This window comes from Aeromonas jandaei (assembly GCF_037890695.1).
Lineage (GTDB): Bacteria > Pseudomonadota > Gammaproteobacteria > Enterobacterales > Aeromonadaceae > Aeromonas > Aeromonas jandaei.
In genome coordinates this window covers 1,695,469-1,717,814 of the sequence record NZ_CP149571.1, presented here as the reverse complement: position 1 = coordinate 1,717,814, position 22,346 = coordinate 1,695,469, and the positions used below count along the sequence as shown (strand labels likewise).

Here is a 22,346-nt window from a genome sequence, read left to right as displayed (position 1 = left end):
TTTTTGCCTATGAGTGAGGGCTGGCCAGAGGGTTTAATCTGACCGCGTCATCAAGGTGATCGGGGGCAAAGTGTGCGTATCTCATGGTCATCGTGATGGTGCTGTGACCGAGGATGCGCTGTAGGACAAGGATATTACCACCGTTCATCATGAAATGGCTCGCAAACGTATGCCGTAACACGTGAGAAAGTTGCCCTTCGGGCAATTTTACCCCTGAATTGTCGGCGGCGTATTCGAATGCGTCATAGCATGGGGGGAACAATCGGCCCTCATAGAGGCCGCGCTTGGGGATCAGGTCGTAGAGTTCGGGTGAAATCGGGACGGAGCGATTGCGCTTGCTCTTGGTCTGGGTGAAGGTCAGCCGGTATTTGCTCACCTGGGCGCGGGTCAGCCCTTGTACCTCAGACCAGCGGGCGCCGGTAGCCAGGCAGAGCTTGACCACTGTCGTCAGTGCCGGAACGCGAGACTTGGCACAGCTGGCCAGCAGCAGCTCGATCTCGGACGCCGTCAGGAACGACATTTCATTCTCTTGAGTCTTCACCTTCCGCAGCCCGGTCAACGGGTGGGGATTAGTCCACTCCCCCAACCGGATCAGCTCACCGAACACCGCATTGAGCAGGCGCTGCTCATCATTGACGGTCTTGGCCCCAGCCGCCCTGTCTCGGCATCGCCCGGGAAAGATGATGGAACCGGTGAGACGCCCCTCGCGGTAGGCCGCGAAATGAACCTTGTTGAAGTCGACAGCGTAGGGGTCACCCATCGCGCCGGCCATCAGCCCAAGCTTGCGCCTGACCTGATCACCGGCGACCAGCGTCTGGCCGTGCAGGCGGTACCACAGTTCGATGATGTCGGAGAGGCGGCGCTTATCCTCGGCCACCTTATTGGCGACGAGCCAGGGGTTGCTGTTGCTCTCTTCGAGCAGCCACTTCTCCCAGACCAGCGCCTCGCCCTTGGTAGCGAAGCGCTTGCGCTTGCGGGGGCCGTCACGGCCTTGGGGGTAGACTTCGGCAAGCCATGGGCGCGGCTTGCCGTCATCGAGTTTGCGGACAGTCATTACTTATCGATGGTTACAAGTAGACTGTTTTCAACAACAGAAACGTTGACGGGCAATCCATTTATCACTGTTTTGCCGGGGTTCATGTCACCAGATAAAGCGCGCTCAATGAACTTACCATCAGTGCCAGTTATCACGGCAGCCAGCTTGGTTACCATGTCTTGTGCAATCTCGTTTTTCTCTTTGAACTCGGCCTCAGAAAATGTTCTAAGCGACAGGTTGATACGGTCAGGGGAGGTTCTGAACTCTATAGATGCAACAGGGCTTTCTTGCATGTAAAAGCCATGCCCATCATCAAGGCTGTATTTTTTGACCGGTTTTAATCCTGAGCCACTCAGGATAAGCGCCTCATCAAGTACCGGGGCAGTAACGGTTTCAGAAGCCGCCGCCGTTTCAGTGGGTTGACTTGAATTATCACAACCAGTTAACAGGATGCAGCTGATAACGGTAGCCAGTAGCAAGCGCATTAAAAAATCCCTCTTTGAGTTATTAAAACTTTTTCCCAGCCCACGCCACGCGGCCAACGATATGCACATCGGCCCGCTGGTCTTTGGTGACCACTTGGGTTTCATAGCCGGGGTTGTCTGAGATGACCTTGATGCCGCCGAGCACATCAAATTGCAGCCGCTTCACCAGAAGGCTGTCACCAATGCGCAGCACATAGAGGCCATCGCGCAACGCATCGCCGTTGCACAAGCACACAAGGATGATGTCGTTATTGCTGATGGTGGGCTCCATGCTGTCGCCCTTGGCGCGGATCACCGCCAGCCGGTCGGGGGATAGACCCTCTTTTTTGAGCCATTCAGTGCGGAACGCCATCGGCTCGGTTTTCAGCTCTTCGGAAACCGTCGCCCCGAAACCGGCAGAAGCAAACACCTGATAGCAATCGACAAGGGTGTAGTCCTGCATTTTGCCGCGGTAGGAGGAAGAGTCTTCAGCCACAGCGGTTTCATCAGCAGGAGGTACCAAATAAGACGTGGATGCGGCGGCTTCAGAGACCTGCTCTGGCTGCTCACCAATGCCGAGACATAGCCACAAGAACAGACTTGGGTCATGACCACAGATCTGAGAGACAAGGCCAACGGACGGCATTGTTTCGCCGGTGACATACTTGCGGGTTACCGCATCGCTCACGCCGACCCTGCGCGAAAATGACCTGATGTTTTCCCTACCGATCAACATAAGTAACCTATTGGAAAAACCTTTAAGGTCAAAAGCTGTTCCGTTCAAAATCTCCATAGAAATTTTACCCCAAGGTGAAATTTATTTGACCTCTAGTTGCGCAGCACTGCGCAAGCGTATATATTCACCTCAAGATCAAGTTAGTGACCTATCGCCTACCAAGCTGGTCACCAACGAGTGGATGGGTGAAAAAAATACGCATAGGGGCGCAGTATGACGCAACAAGGCATTAAAAAACAGCCCAATGGGGCTGCCGTAAAACCGATGGGTGAAACATCTAACCCGTCCGGCGAACCGCTGGAAGTCGTACTGCGCGAGCTGGCGGCTATCAAACAGAGCCTTGCGCTCTCCCAACTGCCAGCGATTCCGCTGGAAGCATTCCTCAACATGCTGCGCGATGACTTCAATATCGATCTGCCGGTGCGTACCGCACAGGCGATGATTGCTGATGGCCGTATCCCGCAGATGCCGAAGCTGCGACCAACCGACAAGCCGTGGGTCAATCTGGTGCGCTGGCGTGAGATGGCTAAAGAGCCGTCCAACTATCTGCATATGGCACATGAGAACTCCCGTCACCGCATAGCCAAACCTGCAACCACCAAGTCAAAGCAGCGCGCTGCTGCTTAACCTAACGGTAGCGATTGAGCACAGGGGGTTAAAGTGTCTACTCATAAGACTAGCGTACACCACGGATTTGAGAGCGCTTGTGATCGATTCAAGGCATCTCACAACCTTGAGGACATCGCCGCCGCTATCGGGATGCGTCCTGACGTGCTGCGCAACAAATTCAATCCTGCCCAGACCAAACACAAATTGCATGCGGTGAACCTTCTCAACATCTACCGCGTCACCGGCGACGACACCCTGTTTGATGGCCTGCTGTTTGATTGCGGCCTCACTGCCGTTCGCCTCCCCTCTTCCGATGCGGTGATCAAGCCAGAGGCCCGCGCCCAGCAGGCGCTCAACGCTGGCGCCAACATCCTCGGCGTCACGGCTCAGGCCACCCAGGTACTCAGCAGTGACCGTGTCACCAAGGGCCATCGCAATGCGCTGGTCGGTGGGCTGATGGCGGGCATCGAGCACCTTTTCATACAAGTGATTGAAGTAGAACAAAAATTTAACTCGGTACCAACCCTCGCCTGTGCCGCTGACATCGCGCGCGCCAGCCTGGGCGCATAGGAGAGAAACGATGATTTTGAAATGCCCCCACTGCCATAGCCGCATGACCAGCCGCACCTCCCGCCAAATGAGCCCGCTGTCGGTCGAGTCATATCAGCACTGCACCAATTTCGAGTGCGGTTTTCGCTGCAAGGTGCTGGCCGAGATCGTGGAAGAGCTGAAACCGGCAGAACTGCGCAACCCTGCTGTGGTGCTGCCTGTCGTTCACATCAAGGAAAAGGAGCTTGAGCCTGCGCCTGCATTTCAGCAGGTGGCGATTCTCCGCAATAAGGCACAGGAGATTGCCCAATGAGACTGCGCGCCGAACAGCCTGGGCTGATCCCCCTGCCGTTCCTGCTGATGACCCGCGCCACCGTCGTGAGCGAAAGCGATGAGCCGGTGATGCGCAACACAACCCGCTTTGATGGCAGCTATCTGGAAGACCACAAGGGCCGCCGTGGCGCCCTGCGCTTTCAGCCATGCCGCCAGCCTCGCCCGCACTGGCTGACCAAGCTGCTGCAGGCATAACCGGAGGGCCACCCCATGAACACAGCAAAGGTCATTGCACTCGTTCAACAGCAAAGCGCCGCCGAAGTGGCGCTGGCAGAAATGCGCGCCCGCATCGGCCGCAATGGGGCGGCCAGCCGCTGGAGCCGCTTGACCACTAAAGCCCGCGCCATCGTCTGTTATGCAGCCGGGATCTCGCCACAGCTCGCCCAACAGGAGCTGGAGCAGTTCGACTTTGAACAGCAGGAGGCGCTGCGCCGTGCGCTGGCCGACATGATGGCCATGCTGCGCGAGTTTGATGGTGGGGTGCTGCACCGCCGCGAGTGGCACAAGCCTGTGCGCCGCGTCGAGGGGCCGACCCGCAGCGAGTTGGAACAGGCGGAATTTGAGAACAAACGCCGGTCTGAGCTGAACGCACAGGCCAGCGAATTGGAAAACCGCTTGGCGGTTGCAAGAAAAGTGGCCGGAAACGGCCAATAAAAAACCCCGCATTGAACGGTGCGCCAACACCAGCGGGGTTTCAATTCAGTTTTATTCAATACATGAGAGGTATTGCATGAACAATAGTACAGCAGAACAGGCGATCCGCAAAGTCGCCAATTCCCTGATAAATACCCACCGCCCCCAGCTGGGAGCCTGCCATTCACTCGCCATAGAGGCGAGCCTGGAGGCTCTGGCCGAACTGGCCGACGAACTGAGCCTGATCGACATCTACGCCGAACTGACCAAGCGCCTCGAGATCCTGCAGGGTGGCTGCCGTCCGCACATCATCGGCGTGGATCTGGCGGTGCCAGTGCATGACGTCACCGTGATATTCCAGCCGCCCTTCGCTCATGAGCTGCAAGGGGGTGCCAAGTGATCGCTATCACCACCAAGCATACCGCCCAATCACCGGCCGCTGCCGCCGCCTATCTGGTGCGCCACGGCAACATCAACGTGAAAAACAGCTGGCTGCGTGGCCAGCGTCACGCCGCCCGCATCGAGCTGCTGCCGTCTGGCCGCGCTAGGGTTCTGGAAGGAGTAGCAGCATGAGCAGCACAACCGGCAATGTCATCGAGCGCGAGCTCTACCCTACCCCGCCAAGCGCCGTTGCTGCGCTGCTGAACTGCATCAGCTTTCGCGCTGGCGATCACTTTATGGAGCCGTGCCGAGCAGAAGGGAACATCTTTGACCCTGTGCCGCTCCCTGCCAAACAGAAAGAGTGGGCCGAGATCCGCCATGGCCGTGACTACTTGGCGTGGGATTTTGGTCGCAAGTTCGACGTCATCATCACCAACCCGCCGTTTTCGCTGACCGAGGAGTTTTTGAGAAAGAGCCTGTCTGAACTCGCGCCTGATGGAACCCTGATTTATTTGCAGCGGGTGAACTTTCTGGGCAGCAAGAAGCGGGTGCAGTTCTGGGCAGAGGTCGGCTTTCCGAACAAAACCCCGATCCTGGTACCGCGCCCGCGCTTTGTGAATGGCGGGTCTGACTCCTGCGAATACAGCTGGTTTGTCTGGGATAACGGCGGCCGTGTGAACCTGCCGAACGGACTGAGCCATTTGATTGCGGAGGATGCAGCATGAGCCATCAAATGATCGATATGGGCAAGTTGGAACAAGAAGGCAGCACCAGTGAAATGGCGTTAATCGCATCCATGGATGCAAGTAAGGCAATCATCCAGGTAAGGCAAGGAGCTATTCACCAGCTTCAAAAACAACTGGTCTCCCTGCGACAGTCGCGAAAGCCGACCACCAATAGCTTTGCCATATCAGCCTTGTTGTTTGCCTGCCGCAATGAACGGCAATGGATTGATTTTGCGATCAATCAAATCGAACAAGACGAGAAACTCATTGAGGAAATATATCGGATTAGAGCTGGCAGCCCAGCCCGCACGCTGGAGGAGATCATCAAATGAGCCATCAACAACTGATCGACGTGTGGGTAAACAAAATGCTGAACGCCAGCAACGAGCTGCGCGACCTGCAGCGTGACCTGCTCGACCTGCGCAAAGACGGCCCACACGGCCAGCGCACTCCGGCAAAAACCCATCTGACCCTATGCCGTCTGGCCCGCCGTTCGGTTAAGGCGGCATCCAGCAAAGTCCGCTCACTCCACACCGGAGGAGCCATCTAATGACTCACCAAAAAACAGCCGGGCATGCCCCGGCTTTGGGCGTCGTGCGCCCTGCACACAGCCAAGCCTCATCGCAACAGGCCTACGACTTGGCAAATCTGGATAAGCAGAGCCTTGAGGAACTGGAATGGATGGCCGACGAGTGGGTAAACAGGCTGCAGGACGTCAAGGTGCGCCCTGCATTCCGCATAAACCCCACAAGCAAGGTCACGCTGGAGCCCTGCACCAAGTGCAAACAGACCGCTGTTTGCCTGCCGGTGGCTGGCCGTCATGGTCGCCGCGCTTATCCCTACTGTGTAGAAACCTGTTGGCCACTGGCTCGCGCTGCCAGTGAAACCGTGGTGAAGGTTGAACCAGCAAGCCGCCCGCTGATGCGCTGCAGTTGCTGCGGCGAGTTCGGCCATGTGCGGCCGGTGATCCTGTCTGGCGATCGCCTGACCAGTCTCGTTTTTTGCGAGCGCGCCTGTTGGTCTGACCGTCTGGCCACGCTGGAGCAAGTTCCAACCTGCGGCCAGTGCGGCCGCTACCTGCAACCGAACGAATACACCAACGGCAAGTGCGGGGTGTGCAAGTGAAAGAATCCCTCACCAACCTGTGCGGCATCCAACTGCCGCCAAATTACTGCACCGGCTTTGATGCCATCCAGATGGGCAAGGCTGCCAACCAGCTGACCCGCGTCGAGTGGCACGTTGCCAAGCCGCTGGCAAAGACCTACCTGCGCCGATACCCAGCCAACCACAAGACGGCAAACATCTGGCTGCGCCGGATGGTAGATGCCTGCGCCGCCGCGCAATCACGCTTCCCGATCCCGGTGCATCACCTGCGCAACGACATCCGCCGCGAGCTGGTCGCTGCCGAGTGGGCCCGCCGATGCCAGCAGATGCTGGCCTTGGGTGCGAACGAGCGAACAGCTGCCGAGTTGCTGGCCGATCTGGGCGCGCAGGCACAGGCGTGGCACTTCTGCCCGCCCCTGCCGGCCGACCCACGCCACAAGGCGGAAAACCTGCTGGGCCGCAAGCTGAATGAAGAAGAGAAGGCCGAGATGGCCCCTGCGGTGGAGAAGTTCGAAGGGGCGGCCGCCAGCCTGCTGGTGCGCCTGCTCGATGAGTCGTGGTGGCTGCGCAAGATTAACCGTGCATGGGCAGTCTATTGCGAGCTGATCGCTATCCTCACCGGACAGGTGCGCAAGGGGGTTAGCCCCTACGCCAGCGCCCACGCGGTGCGTGAGTTCACCCAGCGCAAAGCGGCCCAGCGGGCATGGATGGAGAGCATGAGTGCCGTCAATGAGGAGCTGGGGCAGGAGATCGATCTGGCCGACGCCATCATGGGGTCAGTGGCCAACCCGGAGATCCGCCGCCATGAGCTGATGGTGCGGATGCGCGGGTTTGAGGATTTGGCGCAGGAGCAGGGCAAACTGGGGCTGTTCCTGACCCTGACCGCACCATCCAGCTATCACGCATGGCGCCAGGGCAAGCAAGACAAGAGCAAGACCTATCAGAACGAGGGATTCAACGGCAGCAACCCGACCAAGACCAATCGCCTGCTGTGCAAGCAGTGGGCCCGCTTTCGGGCTGCGCTGGCCCGCGACGGGATCATGGCCTTCGGCTTTCGGGTGGTGGAGCCGCACCACGACGGTACCCCGCACTGGCATTGCCTGCTGTTTATCAACCCAGAGCACAAAGACACCTTTTTGACCCTGCTGGCCTACCACTTCACCGATGCCGAGCGGGCAGAGCTCAAGATGCCGAACGGCGACCAGCTCGACGCACTGGCCAAGATGAAAATCCGCAACAAGCTGCCGCGCATCAAGTGGCTGCTGGATGTGAACGACCAAGCCGTGGTGAAGGCCATCAATCCGCGCGTTAACTGGAAGGAGATCGACCCAGCCAAGGGCAGCGCGACCGGGTATATCGCCAAATACATCGCCAAGAACATCGACGGCCATAAGGTCGGGATGGACTACGAAGCCGAAGCACCGGTTGACCACACCACTATCGCGGTCGCCGCCTGGGCAAGCTGCTGGCGCATCCGTCAGTTTCAGCAGATCGGCGGGCCGTCTGTATCGGTCTGGCGCGAGCTGCGCCGCCTTGGCGACGAGGTGATCGAATGGGATTGCGTGCTGGAGGCGGCCCGCTATGCCGCTGATAACAAGATGTGGGGCCGTTTTGTCGAGGCCATGGGTGGTATCGAGACACCGCGTAAAGACCATCTGATCAAGCTCTCCAAGCGTCTGGACGAAGCCGCCAACAAATACGGCGAGGATGTGTTGCGCCTGCTGGGGGTGATCTCCGACGTGGGCCAGACCACCGCCGTCACCCGCACAGAAGGCTGGCAGATAGTGCGCAAGGGGGTCGCTGTGTCGGGTTTGGGCGAGCAACGCGAGCATGCAGTTGGCGAGCGCAGCGAGTTGCACTCAAGCGGCGGCAGCCGCGCCCCTCGGAGTTCTGTCAATAACTGTACGGAAGGATCCAAAACAGGGGTTAAAGGATCCGCTCTGGCTAAAGAGCTGATTCGTATGGGTCTAGATGAGAGTAATGCCAGCCTGCTGCAGCACGGCTGCATCATCAACGCCGATGGCCAATATGTGCGACTGGTCGGCGAACGGCTGATTGTGACCCGCCACTGGCCAGGGGCAGGCGATGCCGTGGCCGACCAGCTGACCGCAGAAGTAGAGGCCGAACTGGCCAGCAACAGCACCGCCAGCAGCGCCGCGCTGAAACAGCAGGCCCGCGAGCTGATGCACTCCGGCGGCAGCATCACCGACTGGCTGGCAGATATGCCGCTGGCGCAGGCCGAAGAGGCGATCTCCATCTTCACTCGCCTGCTGGATGACGAAGAAGACCGGGGCAATTACCAGCCCACAGAACAGGAGCAGGCCCGCGTCGCGAGCATGCAAGCCGACAACCAGCGCCACGGCGCAGAGATTGCCAAGGCGCGGGCGCGCCTGGGCGTTGAGTAAGGAGCAGAAGGCATGATGTCTGGATTTACAAAAGAACAGCTCCAAGAGCTGCGCTGGCTGGCAGAGCAAGCCACAGAAGGGGAATGGGAAGCTGTAAATGATGGGAACCGCTTTGGCGTGGTTCGCATAAAGGGCAGCCATCGCCAGATAGCTGGCTGCACAATGCCGGATGATGAAGAACGCCATTTCTCACCGTTAGAGATAAATAGTCGGTATATAGCGGCTGCAGGGCCGGAGGTTGTGCTGGCCCTGCTGGATCGACTTGACGAGTTAACCCCTCTGGTTGATGCCTGCAAGTTCCTTGGCAAGGCGAACCGTGCGGAGAATGGCGGGGTTACCGGAGCATTCCGAGACGGCATCAACATGGTGATTGAAGAGGAACAAAAACTCTCCGATAAGGAGGCCACATGCACCACGAACTGAAAATCCTGACGGTCTATTACCCTCGGGTACTGGACGGCAGCAAGCCATTCGAGATCCGCTTCAACGACCGCAACTTTCAAGAGGGTGACACTGTCACCATCAACGAGTGGGACGGCGAGCGATACACAGGCCGCAGCGTAACCCGCCTGATCACCTTCGTCACAGACTACGCCCAACAGCCGGGCTATGTGGTGTTCGGGATGAAGGAGGTGCCGGAGCATGGCGGGGATGACGAGCCTGACGAGCATGTCGTTGAGACACCATGCACAGCCTATTTTATGGCGGGATGGGTACAGACTCATGGAGGGCAGGTGTTCGGCTGGATGACAAGATGTTATCCAGACCAAATGAACCCCGGCGAAATCATGGTTGATATGCGGGGCCGCCTTATTGAAGGTACACCGGCGCAAAAGGTGGTTGTGACAGCATTCAATCCGGTGCGGAACTATCCGGCAACACCAGAGGAGGCCAGCTGATGAAAGCGCCAAAGGATGCAAAAGCCCGCAAAGAGGCCCAGCGCAAGCGCGACAAGGGGCTCGGCATCAAGCGGGTGGAGGTTCGGCTCTCCATTCGCGAGCGTGAGCAACTGGATGCCCTGCGCGCGGCCAGGGCTGGCGCTGATGACCCCTACTCTGCCGACGAGTACCTCAGCACCCTGATCCGCCGCGACTGGGAGAAGTGGCAAGCGCAGGAGGCCGAGCTTAAACAACAGACCTGTCAGCACTGTGGCTGCTCGCTGCCAAAGGGATGCGGCGGCGCATTCAAGGGACAGCGAGAGTGCTGGCACACCCAGGGCGACAAGGCGCTGGCGCTGTGACGTGAGGAAAAGCTCAATGTGTCCGGTCACGAAAACGTGACCGGCCACATTTCATTAATTACCATGTCAGCACAACAAAGGGGGAGACGATGAGTTTTAACCTGTGCAACCTGCCACCGGCAGATAAAGCGCTGATAGAGGTAGACAAGGCCGCAGCCTATGCGGTGTGGAAGGAACGCAACGGCCATCTGGCCACCGCCGAACTGGACAGCAGCGCATTCAAAGGCCATGAGCTGGAGGTGTTCACCAAGGCGCTGGCCAAGTACCGTGCAAGATAGTTGACCACGTCGAGCCAACCAGAAAGCCCCTATGTAGGGGCTTTTTATATTAATTGCATATATTTTTCACATGCATTTTATATATAAGGTAGCGAAGCAAGAATTTAAATATCCATCCTACTCTTGAATAACTGCACCACTATTAAAGCAACTGCACCACAATCAAAATATTCATGGTGTGGTGTTGATAACTTTCAAGGCTTTAAATCTTTAAAGGGTGTTTAAAGGTGGTTTAAATGCCGTTTAAAGATTTGGTGGGCAGAAGATTGGCAAAGCCAGCTATCACAGGGATTTTGCTCAATCGTCTAGCGTCTAGTGATCAATTCACCAGCATGGTTGCACGGGTTTTGTTGGCATCATTGACTTATTAGCTGGTGCTGGATGACTGTCTTTCATTTGCGTATAACAGCAAAAATAACAGATAAGTGTTATTTATGATGTTGTGTGGACGGGATATTTGACTTGCAATAAATAACCTGTCTATCATGCGGCAAAACTTAGTTGCCTAAAACAAAATCCAGCCATGCTGGAGGGGATTATTTTGCCTGAAAATAAATATAACTCAGCGATAAACCTTGATCGCGCCAGACCAGACAGACAGCAACCAATCGATCTCGGCATCGCTCATCGTCAGGAACACTGCGCGCTGATCATGGGTGGCCTGGCTGGCCAGCGCCCAACCAGCAGCCGGGATCATCTGCTGCACACTGATGCCAAGGTGCATGCAAAGCAGAACGGCATCCTCCAGGTCGATGAAGCCGGGCGCGTCGTCATCCAGCCAGCGGCTGATGGTGCTGGGGTTAACACTAATCAGCCGGGCAGCATCCTTGTATGACAAGCCTGCGCCTTTCAGCACAGAGCGTAGTTGCGCCTTGGCGTCGAGCAGGTACTGCCGAGCGGCCACAGGCAAGGTTCTATTCCGTTTCATGGGGCGGCTCCTGTAACTTCGGGTCGCCCGTGCTCAAATTGTTATTGTTAACCGCACTGTCAATTGCATGATCTGACAGGTAAAAACGCACATTTTTGCAAAAAGTGGCTGGATAACGCTGAGATATGCAATCCAACCATCAGTAAAATTTACTGGCCAAACCAGTGGACAGATAAGCCACACGAACAACTACGGGAGCAAAAATCGAATGCCTTTTCCAGATGTAGAAACAGTCTTTGACGATATCGACTACGTTGCCAGACTCATCACAGAAAAAAGCCAGCCGGAAGACCATGGACGAGTCGAAAGCATCATTCGCTCCCTTGTCATCGTGGGCCGACTGTCAGTATCGAACCCGCCGACTAGACAGCTTGCGCACATAGTTACCAACTGATTCTGTGCATAACTCAACCAACAGGGGGCCTCGGCCCCCTGTTCAATTATACGAGCAGGATAGTGAAAGGATCTGACGGAAAGTGAAGGATCGCAAAAAGGATCTGGAAGGCTGCGCGCGGCCAGTGCTGGCGCGGGGAGCAGATAACCGGCACCAGTCTTTCACCTGCATGGAAATCAACACATAAAGCGGGCAGGCGAGGCGGGGGTTCGATTGCGCGCGCTGGGTGCTGGCAGGGGTCGGCAGGCTGCGCCAGCAGCTCAGGGTGTGCGTGAAAGGATCCGCGAAGGTGAAGGGATGCCAAGCGCCGCCGCCTCAACAGCGGGCCGCGCATGCGCTCTGGTGGCGTGGTCGCCAGGCAAAAGAAAACCCCGCCAGCTGGCGGGGTTTCTTGCTATGGGGTGGCAGTCAGATAAGCCGGTCGCTATGGCTGGCCGTCTCACCGACAGCCAGCTTGTACGGGTTAAACCGGATCACCTCCTCCCCTGCCCAGTCGTTGATCTGCAGCAGGCTGGCCTTGAGGCTGTCCACCTCGTTCACATCGAACACTTGGGCGGCCTTGGTCACATCACCGAAACCGCCGGTGTTGTTCGGCATAACCCCCATCAGCTGGGGCGGCACCCGATGGGTCGCCAGCTGGTCGTCGCGGCTCACGTTCTTGATGCTCAAGAAGTCATCCTTGGCCGCCACCTCGGCCACAGGGATCAGCTTCACCCCGTCTTTGTTGCCGCCGGGGGTGTAGAGCAACAGGTTGCGGAAGTTGCCGGGGCCCTTACTCTGGCGCAGCGCCTCTTTCAGCTTCTTGATGTCGTCCTCGTTCTGCACAGCGTCGGTGATGTGCATGATGAACCCGGCATGGCTGCCGTTCTCGTAATACTTGCGGCGGAACAGCGTGGCCGACTCATTCAGCAGCGTCGAATTCAGACCGCCGACATAATCGGGGATGCCATAAATCTCCTGGTTGATGTCGCTCTCCATAACATGGCCGACTGAACCGATCGGCATCTGCTGCTCCTTCCCGGGCTGCGCAATCCACCAATAGGCATCGAGATCCAGCCCGCGGCGCACATACTTGGCCCGCAGATGGTCATAGCGCAGCACACCGCCCAGCCGGTTCAGCACAGCGTGGGGGTAGCAATTGCCGAAGATCAGATAGTCATTCACCAGACCGGTGAACGCCGTCAGGCTCAGTTTGGGATGGGGCACAAAGCAAGAGCGCAGAATGTTGCGCTTCACCTGAATGGCCGAGGCATGATGCACCCCGGCACGATAAACCCGCGCCAGCCCCTGCAAACTCAGGGGCGGCTCATACCAGCGGCCGTTGTGCATCGCCTCCAGGTAATCGAACACCTCCCGCTGACTCAGCACCGGCACCGGCTCGCCAAAGGAAAACGCCTCGATCGCATCAGCGGCGGGCGCTTGGGTCGCCGTAACCGGCGGGGTCTTGCGCGGATTGCGGCGCTTTGTCATGAAAAAATCTCCATCATGCTGGTATTGGTACCGTTGGCACCTGCCAACGGCTCATGTAACAGGGCTTGCATGGTTGCCCATGCGATGTCGGCGTGGCTGACCTCTTCGGAACGGCTCGCCTCAAAGGTCGGCAACTTTCCGCCTGCGGTAACCGCCCGGCGAATGCTCATAAACGCCTGCGCCAGGTCAGTCATCCCACAGTCAAACTCCAGCCGCCCCTTGTTCATCACATCCTGCGCCTTCATCACCATCTGAATCTTCACGCTCGGGTTGTACTGGATGGAGTGAGCCGCCGGATAGAACTGCTTCACCAGCTGATAAACCCCCTCCCCGATCCCCGTCGTGTCGATGCCGATATAGGTCACGTTGTAGCGATCGCACATGGCGCGAATGGCCCGAGCCTGCGCATCAAAGTCCATCCCCTGCCAGCGGTGGCGCTCCAGCACCCTGAACTTGCCGCCAGGCACAGAGGGCGGCGCCAGCACGGCACAGCCTGCGCTATCACCCTGCCCGCCCTTCGCCGGGTCATAACCGATCCACACCGCACGATTGCCGAGCGGCCGCAGCGCGTGGGGCTTGTAGTCATCCCACACCTCCCAGCTGTCAACCATGCACCGTTGCAGCGTTGCGAGCGGGAACACGCTGGCCGTGTCATCCATAAACTCGCACATCAGCAGATTGCGGTACTCCTCCTCGGAATACTCGCCGCGCAGCTGGTCAAGGTCGAACAGGTCACAACCACCGCGAACCGCATCCTCAACCGTGACGATCTGCCGCCACTGGCCATCGGCGCACAGCTTGCCGCTGGCCAGATTGGCGTGGCTCAGGTCAATCTCGACCCGATCGGCCTTCGCCTTGCCTCGGTTGAAGTTGGCACCAGACCAGAACGAATAAGCGGGATGTGACAGGCTGGAAGGGGTAGAAATGTAGGTCTGGCGCCACTTCTTGTGCATCGCCATACCGGAGGCAACCTTGCGGAACTCCAGAAAACCATGGATCCAAAAATACTCATCCATGTAGATGTTGCCGTGGTAACTCTGCGCCGTGCGGGCGTTGGTGCCGAGAAAGTAAAGGTGCGCACCGTTCGGCAACACTATCGGGTCGCCTTTCAGCTCGACCCCCTCCTCCTTGGCAAACTGGATGATGTACTGCTTGAACACATGGGCCTGCGCCTTACTGGCTGACAAGAAAATCTGATTGCGGCCAGTAACCAGCGCATCGATGAACGCCTCGAAGGCAAAGAAGTAAGTCGCCCCGATCTGGCGCGACTTGAGCAAGTCACGGATCCGGTACTCAAGGCCAGCCTGATACCAGACCCGTTGATAACCAAACATCGTCGAATCAAACCGCTCGATAAGCCGCTCTTGCTGCTCGGGCTCCACCACATTCCGCTCGGGCGCCTTCTTCGGCCCCTTGTTGCGGTTCGCCACCTTCGGGTTGAGGTCGGCTTCATTGCCGCCGTTGCTATACCTGTTGACCCGGGCGACCCGCTCCAGCTGGCGGCCAAGCAGGTCAATCTCCTTGAAATCGCCACCGGTTTTCATCTCCTTGGCGATCAGCTGGCACAACCGCGCCTCCAGCGCGAAATCGACCCGGTCAATCGGTTTGATGTCATCCCAGCCGTCGCGCTTCTTCCAGGTCGAAACTGTCCCCTCCGGCGTCTGCAGCAATTCAGCAATGGCGCGGAGCGGGTAGCCCTGAAAGAACAGGTGCATGGCCTGCCGTCTGGGTTCGATATGGGGGAAAAGTAAGGGTGCTGTAGTCATGGCGCCAGTCTACCCAGCCACGCAAGCACAACGAGCGCGCCGCCGTTGTAAACGGCGGTTTTACAACAGCCACAGATTGAAGGATCTGGGGCACAAGCCAGACCATGAGCCCGACCAGAAACCCAATTACCAAAGGGATCCCAGCTCATGCCTAAGTCCAAATTTTTCCGCGTCGCCGTCGAAGGGGGCACGACCGACGGGCGCACCATCACCCGTGAATGGATTGAACAGATGGCCAAGCGCTACAACCAGTCCACCTATGGCGCGCGGGTAAACATGGAACACATCCGTGGCTATGACCCGAGCGGTCAGTTCAAGATGTACGGCGACATCACCGCAGCCAAGACCGAAGAAGTCGATATGGAAGGTGAAAAGCGTCTGGCCCTGCTTGTGCAAATCGACCCGACCCCCGAACTGGTCGAGCTGAACAAGAAGCGCCAGAAGGTTTACACCTCCGTCGAAATCCACCCCAACCTGAACGAAAAAGGCGCCTACCTCATGGGGCTGGCCGTCACCGACAGTCCGGCCAGCCTCGGCACCGAAATGCTCCAGTTCTGCAGCAAAGCGAAGGTCAACCCGCTGGCCGAACGCAAGCAGCACAAGGAGTGCCTGTTCACCGAAGCGCTGGAAACCGTCATCGAATTCGAAGACGACAGCGACAAGGGAACCAGCCTTGCAGAACGCATCGGAGCCTTGTTCAGCAGCCACAAAAAGCAATCGACAGCCGATTTCAGCGACGTCCATCAGGCCGTCGAAGCCGTGGCCAAAGAAGTCACCACCATCAGCACCGACCTGCAAAAGCAGTTCAAAGAGCAGGCCGCCACCATCACCGAACTGACCAGCAAGCTGGAAGGCACAGAGAAAGCGCTGGCCGACCTGAAAACCTCGCTGGAACGCCAGGAAGATTTCAGCCACAAGCGCGATCCCGCCACCGGTGGCGATGGCACCACCACCGTATCCACCGATTGCTAAGGAGCATCATCAATGCGTAACGAAACCCGCGTGAAGTTCAACGAATACACCGGTCAGCTGGCCAAGCTCAACGCCATCACCAGCGCCATGGTGCAATTCAACGTGCAACCGAGCGTCCAGCAAACGCTGGAAACCAAAATGCAGGAGTCGGTGAAATTCTTGGAAATGATCCAGGTAATCCCGGTTCAGGAAATGAAGGGGGAGAAAGTAGGTATCGGTATCGGCAGCACCATCGCTGGTCGCACCGATACCAGCACCGAAGCTCGAGAGCCCAATGATCCGAGCGCCCTCTACCCATCTGGCTACGAGTGTGCCAAGACCAACTACGACACCAGTTTGGGTTACAACAAACTGGATATCTGGGCCAAGTTCCCCGACTTCCAGACCCGTATCCGCGACGCCATTCTCACCCGCCAAGGGCTGGATCGCATCATGATCGGCTGGCACGGCACCAGCGTGGCGCCAAAAACCAACCGCGTCGCCAACCCCATGCTGCAAGACGTCAATATCGGCTGGCTGCAGCACATTCGTGTGGATGCTCCGGCCAAAGTGATGGATGAAGGGGTTGAAGGCTCAGGCAAGATCTACGTGGATGACACCAAAGGCGACTACAAGAACCTCGACGCCGTGGTGTTCGATGCCGTCAACGAGCTGATCGCCCCCTGGTATCAGGAAGACACCGATCTGGTGGTAGTACTTGGCCGTAAACTGCTGGCAGACAAGTATTTCCCCATCATCAACGACGCCAGCGACAACCAGAACAAACTGGCTGGGCAGGTACTGGTGAGCCAGAAGCAGATCGGCGGTCTCAAGGCCGTGCGCGTCCCCTTCTTCCCCGACAACGCCATGCTGGTCACCAAGCTGGAAAACCTCTCCATCTACTGGCAGGAAGGCGCCCGCCGTCGTCATGTCAAAGACGAGCCAGAGCGTGACCGCGTCGTCAACTACGAAAGCTCCAACGATGCCTACGTAGTCGAAGACTACGACTGTGTCGCCCTGATCGAAAACATCGTCATGGGGCCGAAACCGGCATCTGGCAGTTAAGGGGGAAACATGACACCTGCTCGCCGTAACCGCGAACGCAAACTGGCCGCCCTGCAAGGGGCGGCCAATCCTCAGTTCGATCAGGTCACAGCCAACGCCTACGAACTCCAGCTGATGCAGTTGGCCGAACACCGCCGCACCCTCAAGGGCATCCAGAGCATCGAGCGCAAGATCGACGCCAAGCGCACCATGCTGGCCACCTACAAACCGTGGATTGACGGCCTGCTGGCTGCCGATCGCGGCGGTCAGGATGACGTGCTTGTCACCGTCACCCTCTGGCACCTCGACACCGGCGATCTGGCTGGCGCTCTGCCGATGGCTAACTACGTGATCCGCCACAAGCTGAACACCCCGGATCAGTACGAACGCACCGCCCCCACCCTCATTGCCGAAGAAGTGGCCGACACCGCCATCAAACTGCAAGAGGCGGGCACCGGCCCCGATCTCTTCCTGCTCATCAGCTATCTGAAGCTGCTCCACGACTGCGACATCTTCGATCAGGTGCGCGCCAAGCTGCACAAGGCAGTCGGCCGCGCCTATCTGGCCGAAGGGTCCGAAAGAGCCGGCAGCAGAGCACTACCGCCGCGCCCTCGAACTGCACGACAAAGTGGGCATCAAGAAAGAGCTGGAAGTGCTGGAGCGCGAAATCAAGAAGGAAAAAGAAGCCGAACAGGCAGCCAAGGCAGAGGCAGAACGGGCAGCAGCAGAACAAACCGCCAAAGACGCCGAGCAAAAGGCAGCCGAAAACGGCACCACCGAACAGCAAGGCCCCGCCAACGACGAGGCCAGCTAACCGAGCGTACCCCGCACCCTGGGCGGCTCGGGCCTGACGAATGCCAGCGGCATACCAGACGGCCCGACCACCGCCCAACAAACGGGGGAAGGAGCATCCATGACATCAGGATTCATCCCCACCAATCCGGCCAACAAAGACGAAGGCGAAATCGCCAGCGCCACATTCTGGCCGGTCATCAAACTGGCAGACGTGCGCGCCATCATGCGCACCGATGGCACCGTCACCACCGAACGGCTGCGCCATGCCGTGATTGACGCCATCGCAGCAGTCAACAGCGATCTGAGCGGCTGGGCAATCAACCGCCAGGGGGAAGGTCATGCCGAGCTGGCCGACGTGCCATCACAGACTATCGCCGGTGAATCCGTGCTGGTTCACTGGTATCGCCGCGCCGTCTACAGCATGGCCCGCGCCAACCTCTACGAGCGCTATCTGGACAGCTCGGCCACCGCCGAAGCGGTCAAAGATGCCGAACCGCGCAACCTCACCGCCGACGACCTCTACCGCGATGCCCGCTTTGCCATCCGCGACATCCTCGGCGAAACCCACACCACGGTCGAACTCATCTGATGCAGCTACGCGCCCAACAGGGGGAAACCCTCGACCTCATCATCAACCGGCACTACGGCTACACCGCGGGCATCACCGAACAGGTGCTGACCATAAATCCGGGGCTGGCAGAACTGGGGCCCATCCTGCCGATGGGCACTCTTATCACCCTGCCGGATACCCCGACCCAAGCCGCCGCGCCACTGATCCAGCTATGGGACTAACCATGAGCCGCCTCGACGACGAACTTGAACGACTGGCAGACATCAGCGAGCAGCAGCTTGCGGCCCGCATCCACGCCGCCCGCATCAGCGGCACCGGCCCCCACTACTGCATCGACTGCGACGACCCGATCCCGCAAGAGCGCAGAGAAGCGATCCGGGGCTGCGAACGCTGCGCCGACTGCCAGACCATCCACGAATTCCAAACCGCACGCCAATTTGGCGGCAAACGATAACAACAGCACCAGGAGAGCACGATGCCAGAACCAATCTCATCCAGTGCAGCAACCAGCGCCCTCACCGGGCTGGCCCTGCTGTCGCTATTCCCCGGCGTAGATCCCGGCGTGCTCCTTGGCGCATTCGCCGGGGCGCTGGTCTTCATCGCCACCACCGCCGAACTCGGCAACCTGCGCAAGGCGGGACTGTTCATCGCCGCCTTTGTCGCCGGTGCGCTGGCTGCCCCGCTGGTTGCCGCCGTGCTGGCCAGCTTCCTGCCGCAGAGCGTCGAAGTGCCCAAGGCCGTCGGCGCCCTGCTCGCCTCGGCGCTGGCCGTCCACCTGCTGCAGTGGGTCTTGCGCAAAGCGCCGGATGACCTGCTCAAACTCCGCAAAGGGGGCTGACATGCACATGCTGACCATCCTCTACGCGCTGATATGTGCCGCCATCGCCATCCGGCTGGCAACCTTCAACCGCAACGGGGGCGACTATCGCCCCATCCCTGCCCTGCTGGCGTGGCTGCTCACCGTAGCGGCGGGCTCGGTGCCGCTGCGCGTCCTGCTCGGAGCCATGCCTGCACCGGATCCGGCTGCCGTGCTGCTGGCTGCCGTGGTGCTCACCGCCCTGATCGGATCGCGCGGCTCGGTCATGCGCCTGCTGCCGCGCCGCCACACGCGCCCAAGCCATGCCACTGACATCTACCGGAGGTTTCAACCATGACCCTCAAAAAAGGCGCCATCGGCGCACCAGTGGCCGAACTGCAACAACTGCTTACCCGGGCAGGCTACAAGGTGGACGCCGATGGCTGGTTTGGTGACGCCACCGAGCAAGCCGTGCTCGCCTTCCAGCGTGATCACCTCATCGTCGCCATCGGGCAGGCAGGGCCGCGCACCATGGCAGCCCTGCGCGGGGCAGCCATAGGCAACCAGCTCACCATCACCGATCTGCAGCAAGCCGCCGATCGCCTCGGTGTCGAACTGGCCAAGCTCGCCGCCTTCGCCCAGGTCGAAGCCGCTGGCGAAGGGTTCGACGACTGCCAGCGCCCGCGCCTGCTGTTCGAGCGCCATGTCTTCTTCAAGCAACTGGCCACCCATCAAGGAGAAGCCGAAGCAAACCGCATTGCGGGCCTCTATCCGGCCCTCTGCAACACCAAGCGCGGCGGCTATCAGGGCGGCCCTGCCGAATGGGCCCGCCTGCAAACCGCAATGACCCTGCACCGCGCCGCCGCCATTGAGTCGGCCAGCTGGGGCATGTTCCAGGTGATGGGCTACCACTGGCAGGCGCTGGGCTACGCCTCGGCAGACGACTGGATGACCGCCATGCAGCGTAGCGAAACCGAGCACCTGCGCGCCGTGGTCGGCTTTATCGAGCAGGATCCGCAGCTGCACAAGGCGCTCAAGGCGGGCAAGTGGGCCGACGTGGCCCGCCGCTACAACGGCCCCGCCTACAAAGAAAACAGCTACGACACCAAGCTGGCCGAGGCATACGACCACTTTGCCAAGGTCTATCCGGTGCAGGAGGTGGCAGATGCACATTGAAATCACAGGCCGGATGACGGGCAAAACAACCCGTCTGATAGCAGTCGCGAACAATAAGCGGAAGGAAGGCAAAAAGGTTGTCATTGTGCTGTCGTCGCCGCTGGATAAAGAGCACCTGTGGATGTTTCTGGACATTGCCAGCAAGGTCAAAGGGGCATACGTCACCAGCTGCGACCTGCTCAACATCAACCGAAGAAACGAGCTTCCCCAAGCCGAGCGGGAAATTCTGGAAGCGCTCATCAAAGACAGCGACGCCTGTTGGTTTTTTGACGAGTTTGACTGGTATGAGAACCAGCTTGATATCCCCATCATGCCGACCGGCTACTACACGACCACCCCGCGCCCGGGTTTCGACCTGATGAAAGCCTCGGGCGACAGAGTGCTCAACAAGCTGCTCGCCAAGGCAGAAACCTTTGTTGATACGGTGGTGGTAATGCCGTGCAACAGCGTCCTGCGCGCTGAGGGAATGGATTTCTGGGGGATCGATTATGTGGCGTAATCTCCTGCGCTCCCCAATTACCTGGCTGCTACTGGCCTTGGCCGTCACCATGGGCGGCTGGGGCTGGTCAGCCCGCTCCGCCGCCAAGGCAGAGGGGCAGGTCACCACCCTGCAAAGCGACCTCAAGGCCGCCGACGACAAGGCCAAAGAGGCAGCGCTGCGGGAGCGGGCCAAAGACAGCGCAATCGGCACCCTCACAGAACAACTGACGGTGCAGGCCACCGCCGCCCAGCAGTTGCAGGGCCAGCTTGACCAGCTGGCCACCACCGCCGCCACCCGCGCACAAACCATCGCGAGGCTCAAACGTGAAAATGCTGAACTTAAGTCTTGGGCTGATAGCTATCTGCCTGCTGCTGTTGTCGGCCTGCTCCAGCGTCCCGCCATCACCGGCGCCGCAGATTATCAGGCTCACCTGTCCAGCTCCGGCCCCCTGCCAGCTGCCGCCGGCGGATCCGCTCAATAACGGCGATCTGCTCGACATGCTGACCGCCACCGAGGCCGCATGGGCAACCTGCGCCGCCAAGGTCGATGCCGTAATCCAGTGCAACCGGAGGAACCATGCTCAAACCGGCAGCCATCCGTGAAGTGATCGCCAGCTGCGTCCAGCAACTGGCGCAAAATCCAGAGCGCCTGATCCTCACCGTGGGCGATGGGCGCATCGTCGCCACTGGCGCGCACTCCCTATCGTTCGAGTGGCAATACCCGCTATCCATTGGCGTCATCGACTTTGCGGGCCACCCGGATCAACTGGTCGTGCCGCTGCTGGCATGGCTACGCCAAAACCAGCCGGAGCTGTTCACCAACCCGGACAAGCGGGAGAACGCCATCAAGGTCGAGTCTGAACTGCTGGCCGGTGACCTCTATGACCTGCTGATCACCATCCAGCTCACCGAACGGGTCATCGTCACCAAAACAGAAGAGGGGATCGGCTGGCAGCACGTACCTGAACCGCCAGAAGACCCCTATGACGGCATCACCTGGGAAATCTTTATCAACGGGGAGCACCAACCATGGCCGCCGACGCCCTCCAGCAACTAGGAGACCAAGCCGCTGCCCTGCTCCAGCAACTCAGCGCACCAGAGCGCCGCAAGCTGGCCGCAGACCTTGCCCGCACGATGCGGGCCACTCAGGCTGAACGAATCCGCGCCAACAAACAGCCGGATGGCACCGCAATGTCACCGCGCAAGCCACGCGCCAAACGTGGCGCCATTCGCCGCAAGATGTTCGCCAAGCTGGTCAAACCGGCATGGTTAAAAGCCACTGCCACCGCCAACGAGGCAACAGTCGAATTCACCGGCAGCGCCAACCGGCTCGCCACCATCCATCACTTCGGCCTGCGCGACAAAATCAATGGCAAAGAGGTGCAATACCCTGAGCGCAACCTGATCGGCATCACCGACGCCGACATAGACCGGATTGAAGACAGCCTGCTTAAAAGCCTCACCGCCTCGTTGTAAAACCGC

At 59.0% G+C, this 22,346-nt stretch carries 35 protein-coding genes and 1 pseudogene; 30 read left to right on the top strand and 6 right to left on the bottom strand.

Translation table 11 applies throughout. From position 1 onward, the window contains the following. Positions 1-7 precede the first annotated feature (7 nt). From WE862_RS08395 to WE862_RS08385, 3 genes are read right to left on the bottom strand one after another with little or no spacing between them, the layout of a single operon-like run. Complete coding sequence (locus tag WE862_RS08395; protein ID WP_042031711.1) at positions 8-1,054, bottom strand: phage integrase; 1,047 nt, start codon at positions 1,052-1,054, stop codon at positions 8-10. Further along, positions 1,054-1,521 carry a hypothetical protein gene (locus tag WE862_RS08390; RefSeq protein ID WP_042031712.1) on the bottom strand — a complete coding sequence of 156 codons (468 nt, stop codon included), beginning with the start codon at positions 1,519-1,521 and terminating at the stop codon, positions 1,054-1,056. Before WE862_RS08390 ends, WE862_RS08395 begins: the two co-directional genes overlap by 1 nt. A gap of 22 nt (positions 1,522-1,543) precedes the next feature. Beyond that, positions 1,544-2,293 carry a S24 family peptidase gene (locus tag WE862_RS08385; protein ID WP_042031713.1) on the bottom strand — a complete coding sequence of 250 codons (750 nt, stop codon included), beginning with the start codon at positions 2,291-2,293 and terminating at the stop codon, positions 1,544-1,546. Between the two features lie 207 nt (positions 2,294-2,500). On the opposite strand from WE862_RS08385, the gene WE862_RS08380 reads away from it, so the two are divergent. The 16 genes from WE862_RS08380 to WE862_RS08305 all read left to right on the top strand — a co-directional run bounded on the left by WE862_RS08380 (position 2,501) and on the right by WE862_RS08305 (position 10,493). After that, entirely contained in the window at positions 2,501-2,863 is a 363-nt protein-coding gene (locus WE862_RS08380; RefSeq protein WP_198493524.1) for a hypothetical protein, read from the top strand. A gap of 33 nt (positions 2,864-2,896) precedes the next feature. Beyond that, positions 2,897-3,415 carry a phage regulatory CII family protein gene (locus WE862_RS08375; protein ID WP_339058728.1) on the top strand — a complete coding sequence of 173 codons (519 nt, stop codon included), beginning with the start codon at positions 2,897-2,899 and terminating at the stop codon, positions 3,413-3,415. Positions 3,416-3,425: 10 nt separating this feature from the next. Beyond that, positions 3,426-3,707, top strand: coding sequence for an ogr/Delta-like zinc finger family protein (locus WE862_RS08370; RefSeq protein WP_082035478.1), 282 nt, complete (start codon positions 3,426-3,428; stop codon positions 3,705-3,707). Then, positions 3,704-3,922, top strand: coding sequence for a hypothetical protein (locus WE862_RS08365; protein ID WP_042031716.1), 219 nt, complete (start codon positions 3,704-3,706; stop codon positions 3,920-3,922). The genes WE862_RS08370 and WE862_RS08365 overlap by 4 nt, the downstream gene beginning before the upstream one ends. Positions 3,923-3,937: 15 nt before the next feature. Then, positions 3,938-4,381 carry a hypothetical protein gene (locus WE862_RS08360; RefSeq protein WP_042031717.1) on the top strand — a complete coding sequence of 148 codons (444 nt, stop codon included), beginning with the start codon at positions 3,938-3,940 and terminating at the stop codon, positions 4,379-4,381. 76 nt (positions 4,382-4,457) lie between these two features. After that, positions 4,458-4,760, top strand: coding sequence for a hypothetical protein (locus tag WE862_RS08355; protein WP_042031718.1), 303 nt, complete (start codon positions 4,458-4,460; stop codon positions 4,758-4,760). Further along, positions 4,757-4,933 (top strand): hypothetical protein, encoded by a 177-nt coding sequence (locus WE862_RS08350; protein WP_167335503.1) that lies wholly within the window; start codon positions 4,757-4,759, stop codon positions 4,931-4,933. The genes WE862_RS08355 and WE862_RS08350 overlap by 4 nt, the downstream gene beginning before the upstream one ends. After that, positions 4,930-5,466 (top strand): DNA methyltransferase, encoded by a 537-nt coding sequence (locus WE862_RS08345; RefSeq protein WP_042031719.1) that lies wholly within the window; start codon positions 4,930-4,932, stop codon positions 5,464-5,466. The genes WE862_RS08350 and WE862_RS08345 overlap by 4 nt, the downstream gene beginning before the upstream one ends. After that, positions 5,463-5,798 (top strand): hypothetical protein, encoded by a 336-nt coding sequence (locus WE862_RS08340; RefSeq protein ID WP_052448124.1) that lies wholly within the window; start codon positions 5,463-5,465, stop codon positions 5,796-5,798. The genes WE862_RS08345 and WE862_RS08340 overlap by 4 nt, the downstream gene beginning before the upstream one ends. Further along, positions 5,795-6,016 (top strand): hypothetical protein, encoded by a 222-nt coding sequence (locus WE862_RS08335; protein WP_042031720.1) that lies wholly within the window; start codon positions 5,795-5,797, stop codon positions 6,014-6,016. The genes WE862_RS08340 and WE862_RS08335 overlap by 4 nt, the downstream gene beginning before the upstream one ends. An 89-nt stretch (positions 6,017-6,105) precedes the next feature. Then, a complete protein-coding gene (locus WE862_RS08330) occupies positions 6,106-6,591 on the top strand; it encodes a hypothetical protein (protein WP_225628284.1) in 486 nt (161 codons plus the stop codon). Further along, entirely contained in the window at positions 6,588-8,975 is a 2,388-nt protein-coding gene (locus tag WE862_RS08325) for a replication endonuclease (RefSeq protein WP_042031841.1), read from the top strand. Before WE862_RS08330 ends, WE862_RS08325 begins: the two co-directional genes overlap by 4 nt. A 12-nt stretch (positions 8,976-8,987) precedes the next feature. Then, positions 8,988-9,398: an ead/Ea22-like family protein gene (locus tag WE862_RS08320; protein ID WP_042031721.1), complete on the top strand. Its 411-nt coding sequence runs from the start codon at positions 8,988-8,990 to the stop codon at positions 9,396-9,398. Next, complete coding sequence (locus WE862_RS08315; protein WP_082035479.1) at positions 9,383-9,874, top strand: DUF3850 domain-containing protein; 492 nt, start codon at positions 9,383-9,385, stop codon at positions 9,872-9,874. Before WE862_RS08320 ends, WE862_RS08315 begins: the two co-directional genes overlap by 16 nt. After that, positions 9,874-10,215 carry a phage protein gene (locus tag WE862_RS08310; RefSeq protein WP_042031722.1) on the top strand — a complete coding sequence of 114 codons (342 nt, stop codon included), beginning with the start codon at positions 9,874-9,876 and terminating at the stop codon, positions 10,213-10,215. Before WE862_RS08315 ends, WE862_RS08310 begins: the two co-directional genes overlap by 1 nt. An 89-nt stretch (positions 10,216-10,304) precedes the next feature. Beyond that, a complete protein-coding gene (locus WE862_RS08305; RefSeq protein ID WP_042031723.1) occupies positions 10,305-10,493 on the top strand; it encodes a DUF3283 family protein in 189 nt (62 codons plus the stop codon). A 562-nt stretch (positions 10,494-11,055) separates the two neighbouring features. Here WE862_RS08305 and WE862_RS08300 read toward each other — a convergent pair. The 3 genes from WE862_RS08300 to WE862_RS08290 all read right to left on the bottom strand — a co-directional run bounded on the left by WE862_RS08300 (position 11,056) and on the right by WE862_RS08290 (position 15,051). After that, positions 11,056-11,421, bottom strand: a complete 366-nt coding sequence (locus WE862_RS08300) for a helix-turn-helix domain-containing protein (RefSeq protein ID WP_042031724.1) — start codon at positions 11,419-11,421, stop codon at positions 11,056-11,058. Positions 11,422-12,223: 802 nt separating this feature from the next. Continuing rightward, positions 12,224-13,285, bottom strand: coding sequence for a phage portal protein (locus WE862_RS08295; RefSeq protein WP_082035480.1), 1,062 nt, complete (start codon positions 13,283-13,285; stop codon positions 12,224-12,226). After that, entirely contained in the window at positions 13,282-15,051 is a 1,770-nt protein-coding gene (locus WE862_RS08290; RefSeq protein WP_042031725.1) for a terminase ATPase subunit family protein, read from the bottom strand. Before WE862_RS08290 ends, WE862_RS08295 begins: the two co-directional genes overlap by 4 nt. Positions 15,052-15,198: 147 nt before the next feature. Between WE862_RS08290 and WE862_RS08285 the strand changes: the two genes are divergently transcribed. The 14 genes and pseudogenes from WE862_RS08285 to WE862_RS08220 all read left to right on the top strand — a co-directional run bounded on the left by WE862_RS08285 (position 15,199) and on the right by WE862_RS08220 (position 22,340). After that, positions 15,199-16,023 carry a GPO family capsid scaffolding protein gene (locus WE862_RS08285; protein ID WP_042031726.1) on the top strand — a complete coding sequence of 275 codons (825 nt, stop codon included), beginning with the start codon at positions 15,199-15,201 and terminating at the stop codon, positions 16,021-16,023. Positions 16,024-16,035: 12 nt separating this feature from the next. Continuing rightward, positions 16,036-17,067, top strand: a complete 1,032-nt coding sequence (locus tag WE862_RS08280) for a phage major capsid protein, P2 family (protein WP_042031727.1) — start codon at positions 16,036-16,038, stop codon at positions 17,065-17,067. A gap of 9 nt (positions 17,068-17,076) precedes the next feature. Beyond that, positions 17,077-17,860: pseudogene (gpM, locus tag WE862_RS08275) on the top strand (phage terminase small subunit). 99 nt (positions 17,861-17,959) lie between these two features. Then, on the top strand, positions 17,960-18,430 hold the full coding sequence (locus tag WE862_RS08270; RefSeq protein ID WP_042031730.1) for a head completion/stabilization protein: 471 nt from the start codon (positions 17,960-17,962) through the stop codon (positions 18,428-18,430). Next, the gene (locus WE862_RS08265; protein ID WP_042031731.1) at positions 18,430-18,633 is read left to right on the top strand and encodes a tail protein X; all 204 of its coding nucleotides are present in this window, start codon (positions 18,430-18,432) and stop codon (positions 18,631-18,633) included. Before WE862_RS08270 ends, WE862_RS08265 begins: the two co-directional genes overlap by 1 nt. Positions 18,634-18,635: 2 nt before the next feature. Then, entirely contained in the window at positions 18,636-18,866 is a 231-nt protein-coding gene (locus WE862_RS08260; RefSeq protein ID WP_181364325.1) for a TraR/DksA C4-type zinc finger protein, read from the top strand. A gap of 21 nt (positions 18,867-18,887) precedes the next feature. Next, positions 18,888-19,250, top strand: coding sequence for a putative holin (locus WE862_RS08255; protein WP_042031734.1), 363 nt, complete (start codon positions 18,888-18,890; stop codon positions 19,248-19,250). Further along, positions 19,219-19,566 (top strand): phage holin family protein, encoded by a 348-nt coding sequence (locus WE862_RS08250; protein WP_225628286.1) that lies wholly within the window; start codon positions 19,219-19,221, stop codon positions 19,564-19,566. The genes WE862_RS08255 and WE862_RS08250 overlap by 32 nt, the downstream gene beginning before the upstream one ends. Then, positions 19,563-20,384, top strand: a complete 822-nt coding sequence (locus WE862_RS08245; protein WP_198493525.1) for an N-acetylmuramidase domain-containing protein — start codon at positions 19,563-19,565, stop codon at positions 20,382-20,384. The genes WE862_RS08250 and WE862_RS08245 overlap by 4 nt, the downstream gene beginning before the upstream one ends. Further along, positions 20,374-20,883, top strand: coding sequence for a hypothetical protein (locus WE862_RS08240; protein ID WP_042031736.1), 510 nt, complete (start codon positions 20,374-20,376; stop codon positions 20,881-20,883). The genes WE862_RS08245 and WE862_RS08240 overlap by 11 nt, the downstream gene beginning before the upstream one ends. Then, the gene (locus tag WE862_RS08235) at positions 20,873-21,346 is read left to right on the top strand and encodes a phage lysis regulatory protein LysB (protein ID WP_042031737.1); all 474 of its coding nucleotides are present in this window, start codon (positions 20,873-20,875) and stop codon (positions 21,344-21,346) included. The genes WE862_RS08240 and WE862_RS08235 overlap by 11 nt, the downstream gene beginning before the upstream one ends. Beyond that, positions 21,240-21,467: an Rz1-like lysis system protein LysC gene (lysC, locus tag WE862_RS08230; protein ID WP_232625593.1), complete on the top strand. Its 228-nt coding sequence runs from the start codon at positions 21,240-21,242 to the stop codon at positions 21,465-21,467. Before WE862_RS08235 ends, lysC begins: the two co-directional genes overlap by 107 nt. Then, a complete protein-coding gene (locus WE862_RS08225) occupies positions 21,442-21,921 on the top strand; it encodes a phage tail protein (protein ID WP_042031739.1) in 480 nt (159 codons plus the stop codon). The genes lysC and WE862_RS08225 overlap by 26 nt, the downstream gene beginning before the upstream one ends. Then, positions 21,894-22,340 carry a phage virion morphogenesis protein gene (locus WE862_RS08220; RefSeq protein ID WP_042031740.1) on the top strand — a complete coding sequence of 149 codons (447 nt, stop codon included), beginning with the start codon at positions 21,894-21,896 and terminating at the stop codon, positions 22,338-22,340. Before WE862_RS08225 ends, WE862_RS08220 begins: the two co-directional genes overlap by 28 nt. Positions 22,341-22,346 lie beyond the last annotated feature (6 nt).

Excerpts from the sequence above, each read along its gene's own strand:
- WE862_RS08395 (WP_042031711.1), bottom strand. The coding sequence starts at position 1,054 with ATGACTGTCCGCAAACTCGATGACGGCAAGCCGCGCCCATGGCTTGCC.
- WE862_RS08390 (WP_042031712.1), bottom strand. The coding sequence starts at position 1,521 with ATGCGCTTGCTACTGGCTACCGTTATCAGCTGCATCCTGTTAACTGGT.
- WE862_RS08385 (WP_042031713.1), bottom strand. The coding sequence starts at position 2,293 with ATGGAGATTTTGAACGGAACAGCTTTTGACCTTAAAGGTTTTTCCAAT.
- WE862_RS08380 (WP_198493524.1), top strand. The coding sequence starts at position 2,501 with ATGGGTGAAACATCTAACCCGTCCGGCGAACCGCTGGAAGTCGTACTG.
- WE862_RS08370 (WP_082035478.1), top strand. The coding sequence starts at position 3,426 with ATGATTTTGAAATGCCCCCACTGCCATAGCCGCATGACCAGCCGCACC.
- WE862_RS08365 (WP_042031716.1), top strand. The coding sequence starts at position 3,704 with ATGAGACTGCGCGCCGAACAGCCTGGGCTGATCCCCCTGCCGTTCCTG.
- WE862_RS08360 (WP_042031717.1), top strand. The coding sequence starts at position 3,938 with ATGAACACAGCAAAGGTCATTGCACTCGTTCAACAGCAAAGCGCCGCC.
- WE862_RS08355 (WP_042031718.1), top strand. The coding sequence starts at position 4,458 with ATGAACAATAGTACAGCAGAACAGGCGATCCGCAAAGTCGCCAATTCC.
- WE862_RS08345 (WP_042031719.1), top strand. The coding sequence starts at position 4,930 with ATGAGCAGCACAACCGGCAATGTCATCGAGCGCGAGCTCTACCCTACC.
- WE862_RS08340 (WP_052448124.1), top strand. The coding sequence starts at position 5,463 with ATGAGCCATCAAATGATCGATATGGGCAAGTTGGAACAAGAAGGCAGC.
- WE862_RS08335 (WP_042031720.1), top strand. The coding sequence starts at position 5,795 with ATGAGCCATCAACAACTGATCGACGTGTGGGTAAACAAAATGCTGAAC.
- WE862_RS08320 (WP_042031721.1), top strand. The coding sequence starts at position 8,988 with ATGATGTCTGGATTTACAAAAGAACAGCTCCAAGAGCTGCGCTGGCTG.
- WE862_RS08315 (WP_082035479.1), top strand. The coding sequence starts at position 9,383 with ATGCACCACGAACTGAAAATCCTGACGGTCTATTACCCTCGGGTACTG.
- WE862_RS08310 (WP_042031722.1), top strand. The coding sequence starts at position 9,874 with ATGAAAGCGCCAAAGGATGCAAAAGCCCGCAAAGAGGCCCAGCGCAAG.
- WE862_RS08305 (WP_042031723.1), top strand. The coding sequence starts at position 10,305 with ATGAGTTTTAACCTGTGCAACCTGCCACCGGCAGATAAAGCGCTGATA.
- WE862_RS08300 (WP_042031724.1), bottom strand. The coding sequence starts at position 11,421 with ATGAAACGGAATAGAACCTTGCCTGTGGCCGCTCGGCAGTACCTGCTC.
- WE862_RS08295 (WP_082035480.1), bottom strand. The coding sequence starts at position 13,285 with ATGACAAAGCGCCGCAATCCGCGCAAGACCCCGCCGGTTACGGCGACC.
- WE862_RS08290 (WP_042031725.1), bottom strand. The coding sequence starts at position 15,051 with ATGACTACAGCACCCTTACTTTTCCCCCATATCGAACCCAGACGGCAG.
- WE862_RS08285 (WP_042031726.1), top strand. The coding sequence starts at position 15,199 with ATGCCTAAGTCCAAATTTTTCCGCGTCGCCGTCGAAGGGGGCACGACC.
- WE862_RS08280 (WP_042031727.1), top strand. The coding sequence starts at position 16,036 with ATGCGTAACGAAACCCGCGTGAAGTTCAACGAATACACCGGTCAGCTG.
- WE862_RS08270 (WP_042031730.1), top strand. The coding sequence starts at position 17,960 with ATGACATCAGGATTCATCCCCACCAATCCGGCCAACAAAGACGAAGGC.
- WE862_RS08265 (WP_042031731.1), top strand. The coding sequence starts at position 18,430 with ATGCAGCTACGCGCCCAACAGGGGGAAACCCTCGACCTCATCATCAAC.
- WE862_RS08260 (WP_181364325.1), top strand. The coding sequence starts at position 18,636 with ATGAGCCGCCTCGACGACGAACTTGAACGACTGGCAGACATCAGCGAG.
- WE862_RS08255 (WP_042031734.1), top strand. The coding sequence starts at position 18,888 with ATGCCAGAACCAATCTCATCCAGTGCAGCAACCAGCGCCCTCACCGGG.
- WE862_RS08250 (WP_225628286.1), top strand. The coding sequence starts at position 19,219 with ATGACCTGCTCAAACTCCGCAAAGGGGGCTGACATGCACATGCTGACC.
- WE862_RS08245 (WP_198493525.1), top strand. The coding sequence starts at position 19,563 with ATGACCCTCAAAAAAGGCGCCATCGGCGCACCAGTGGCCGAACTGCAA.
- WE862_RS08240 (WP_042031736.1), top strand. The coding sequence starts at position 20,374 with ATGCACATTGAAATCACAGGCCGGATGACGGGCAAAACAACCCGTCTG.
- WE862_RS08235 (WP_042031737.1), top strand. The coding sequence starts at position 20,873 with ATGTGGCGTAATCTCCTGCGCTCCCCAATTACCTGGCTGCTACTGGCC.
- WE862_RS08225 (WP_042031739.1), top strand. The coding sequence starts at position 21,442 with ATGCTCAAACCGGCAGCCATCCGTGAAGTGATCGCCAGCTGCGTCCAG.
- WE862_RS08220 (WP_042031740.1), top strand. The coding sequence starts at position 21,894 with ATGGCCGCCGACGCCCTCCAGCAACTAGGAGACCAAGCCGCTGCCCTG.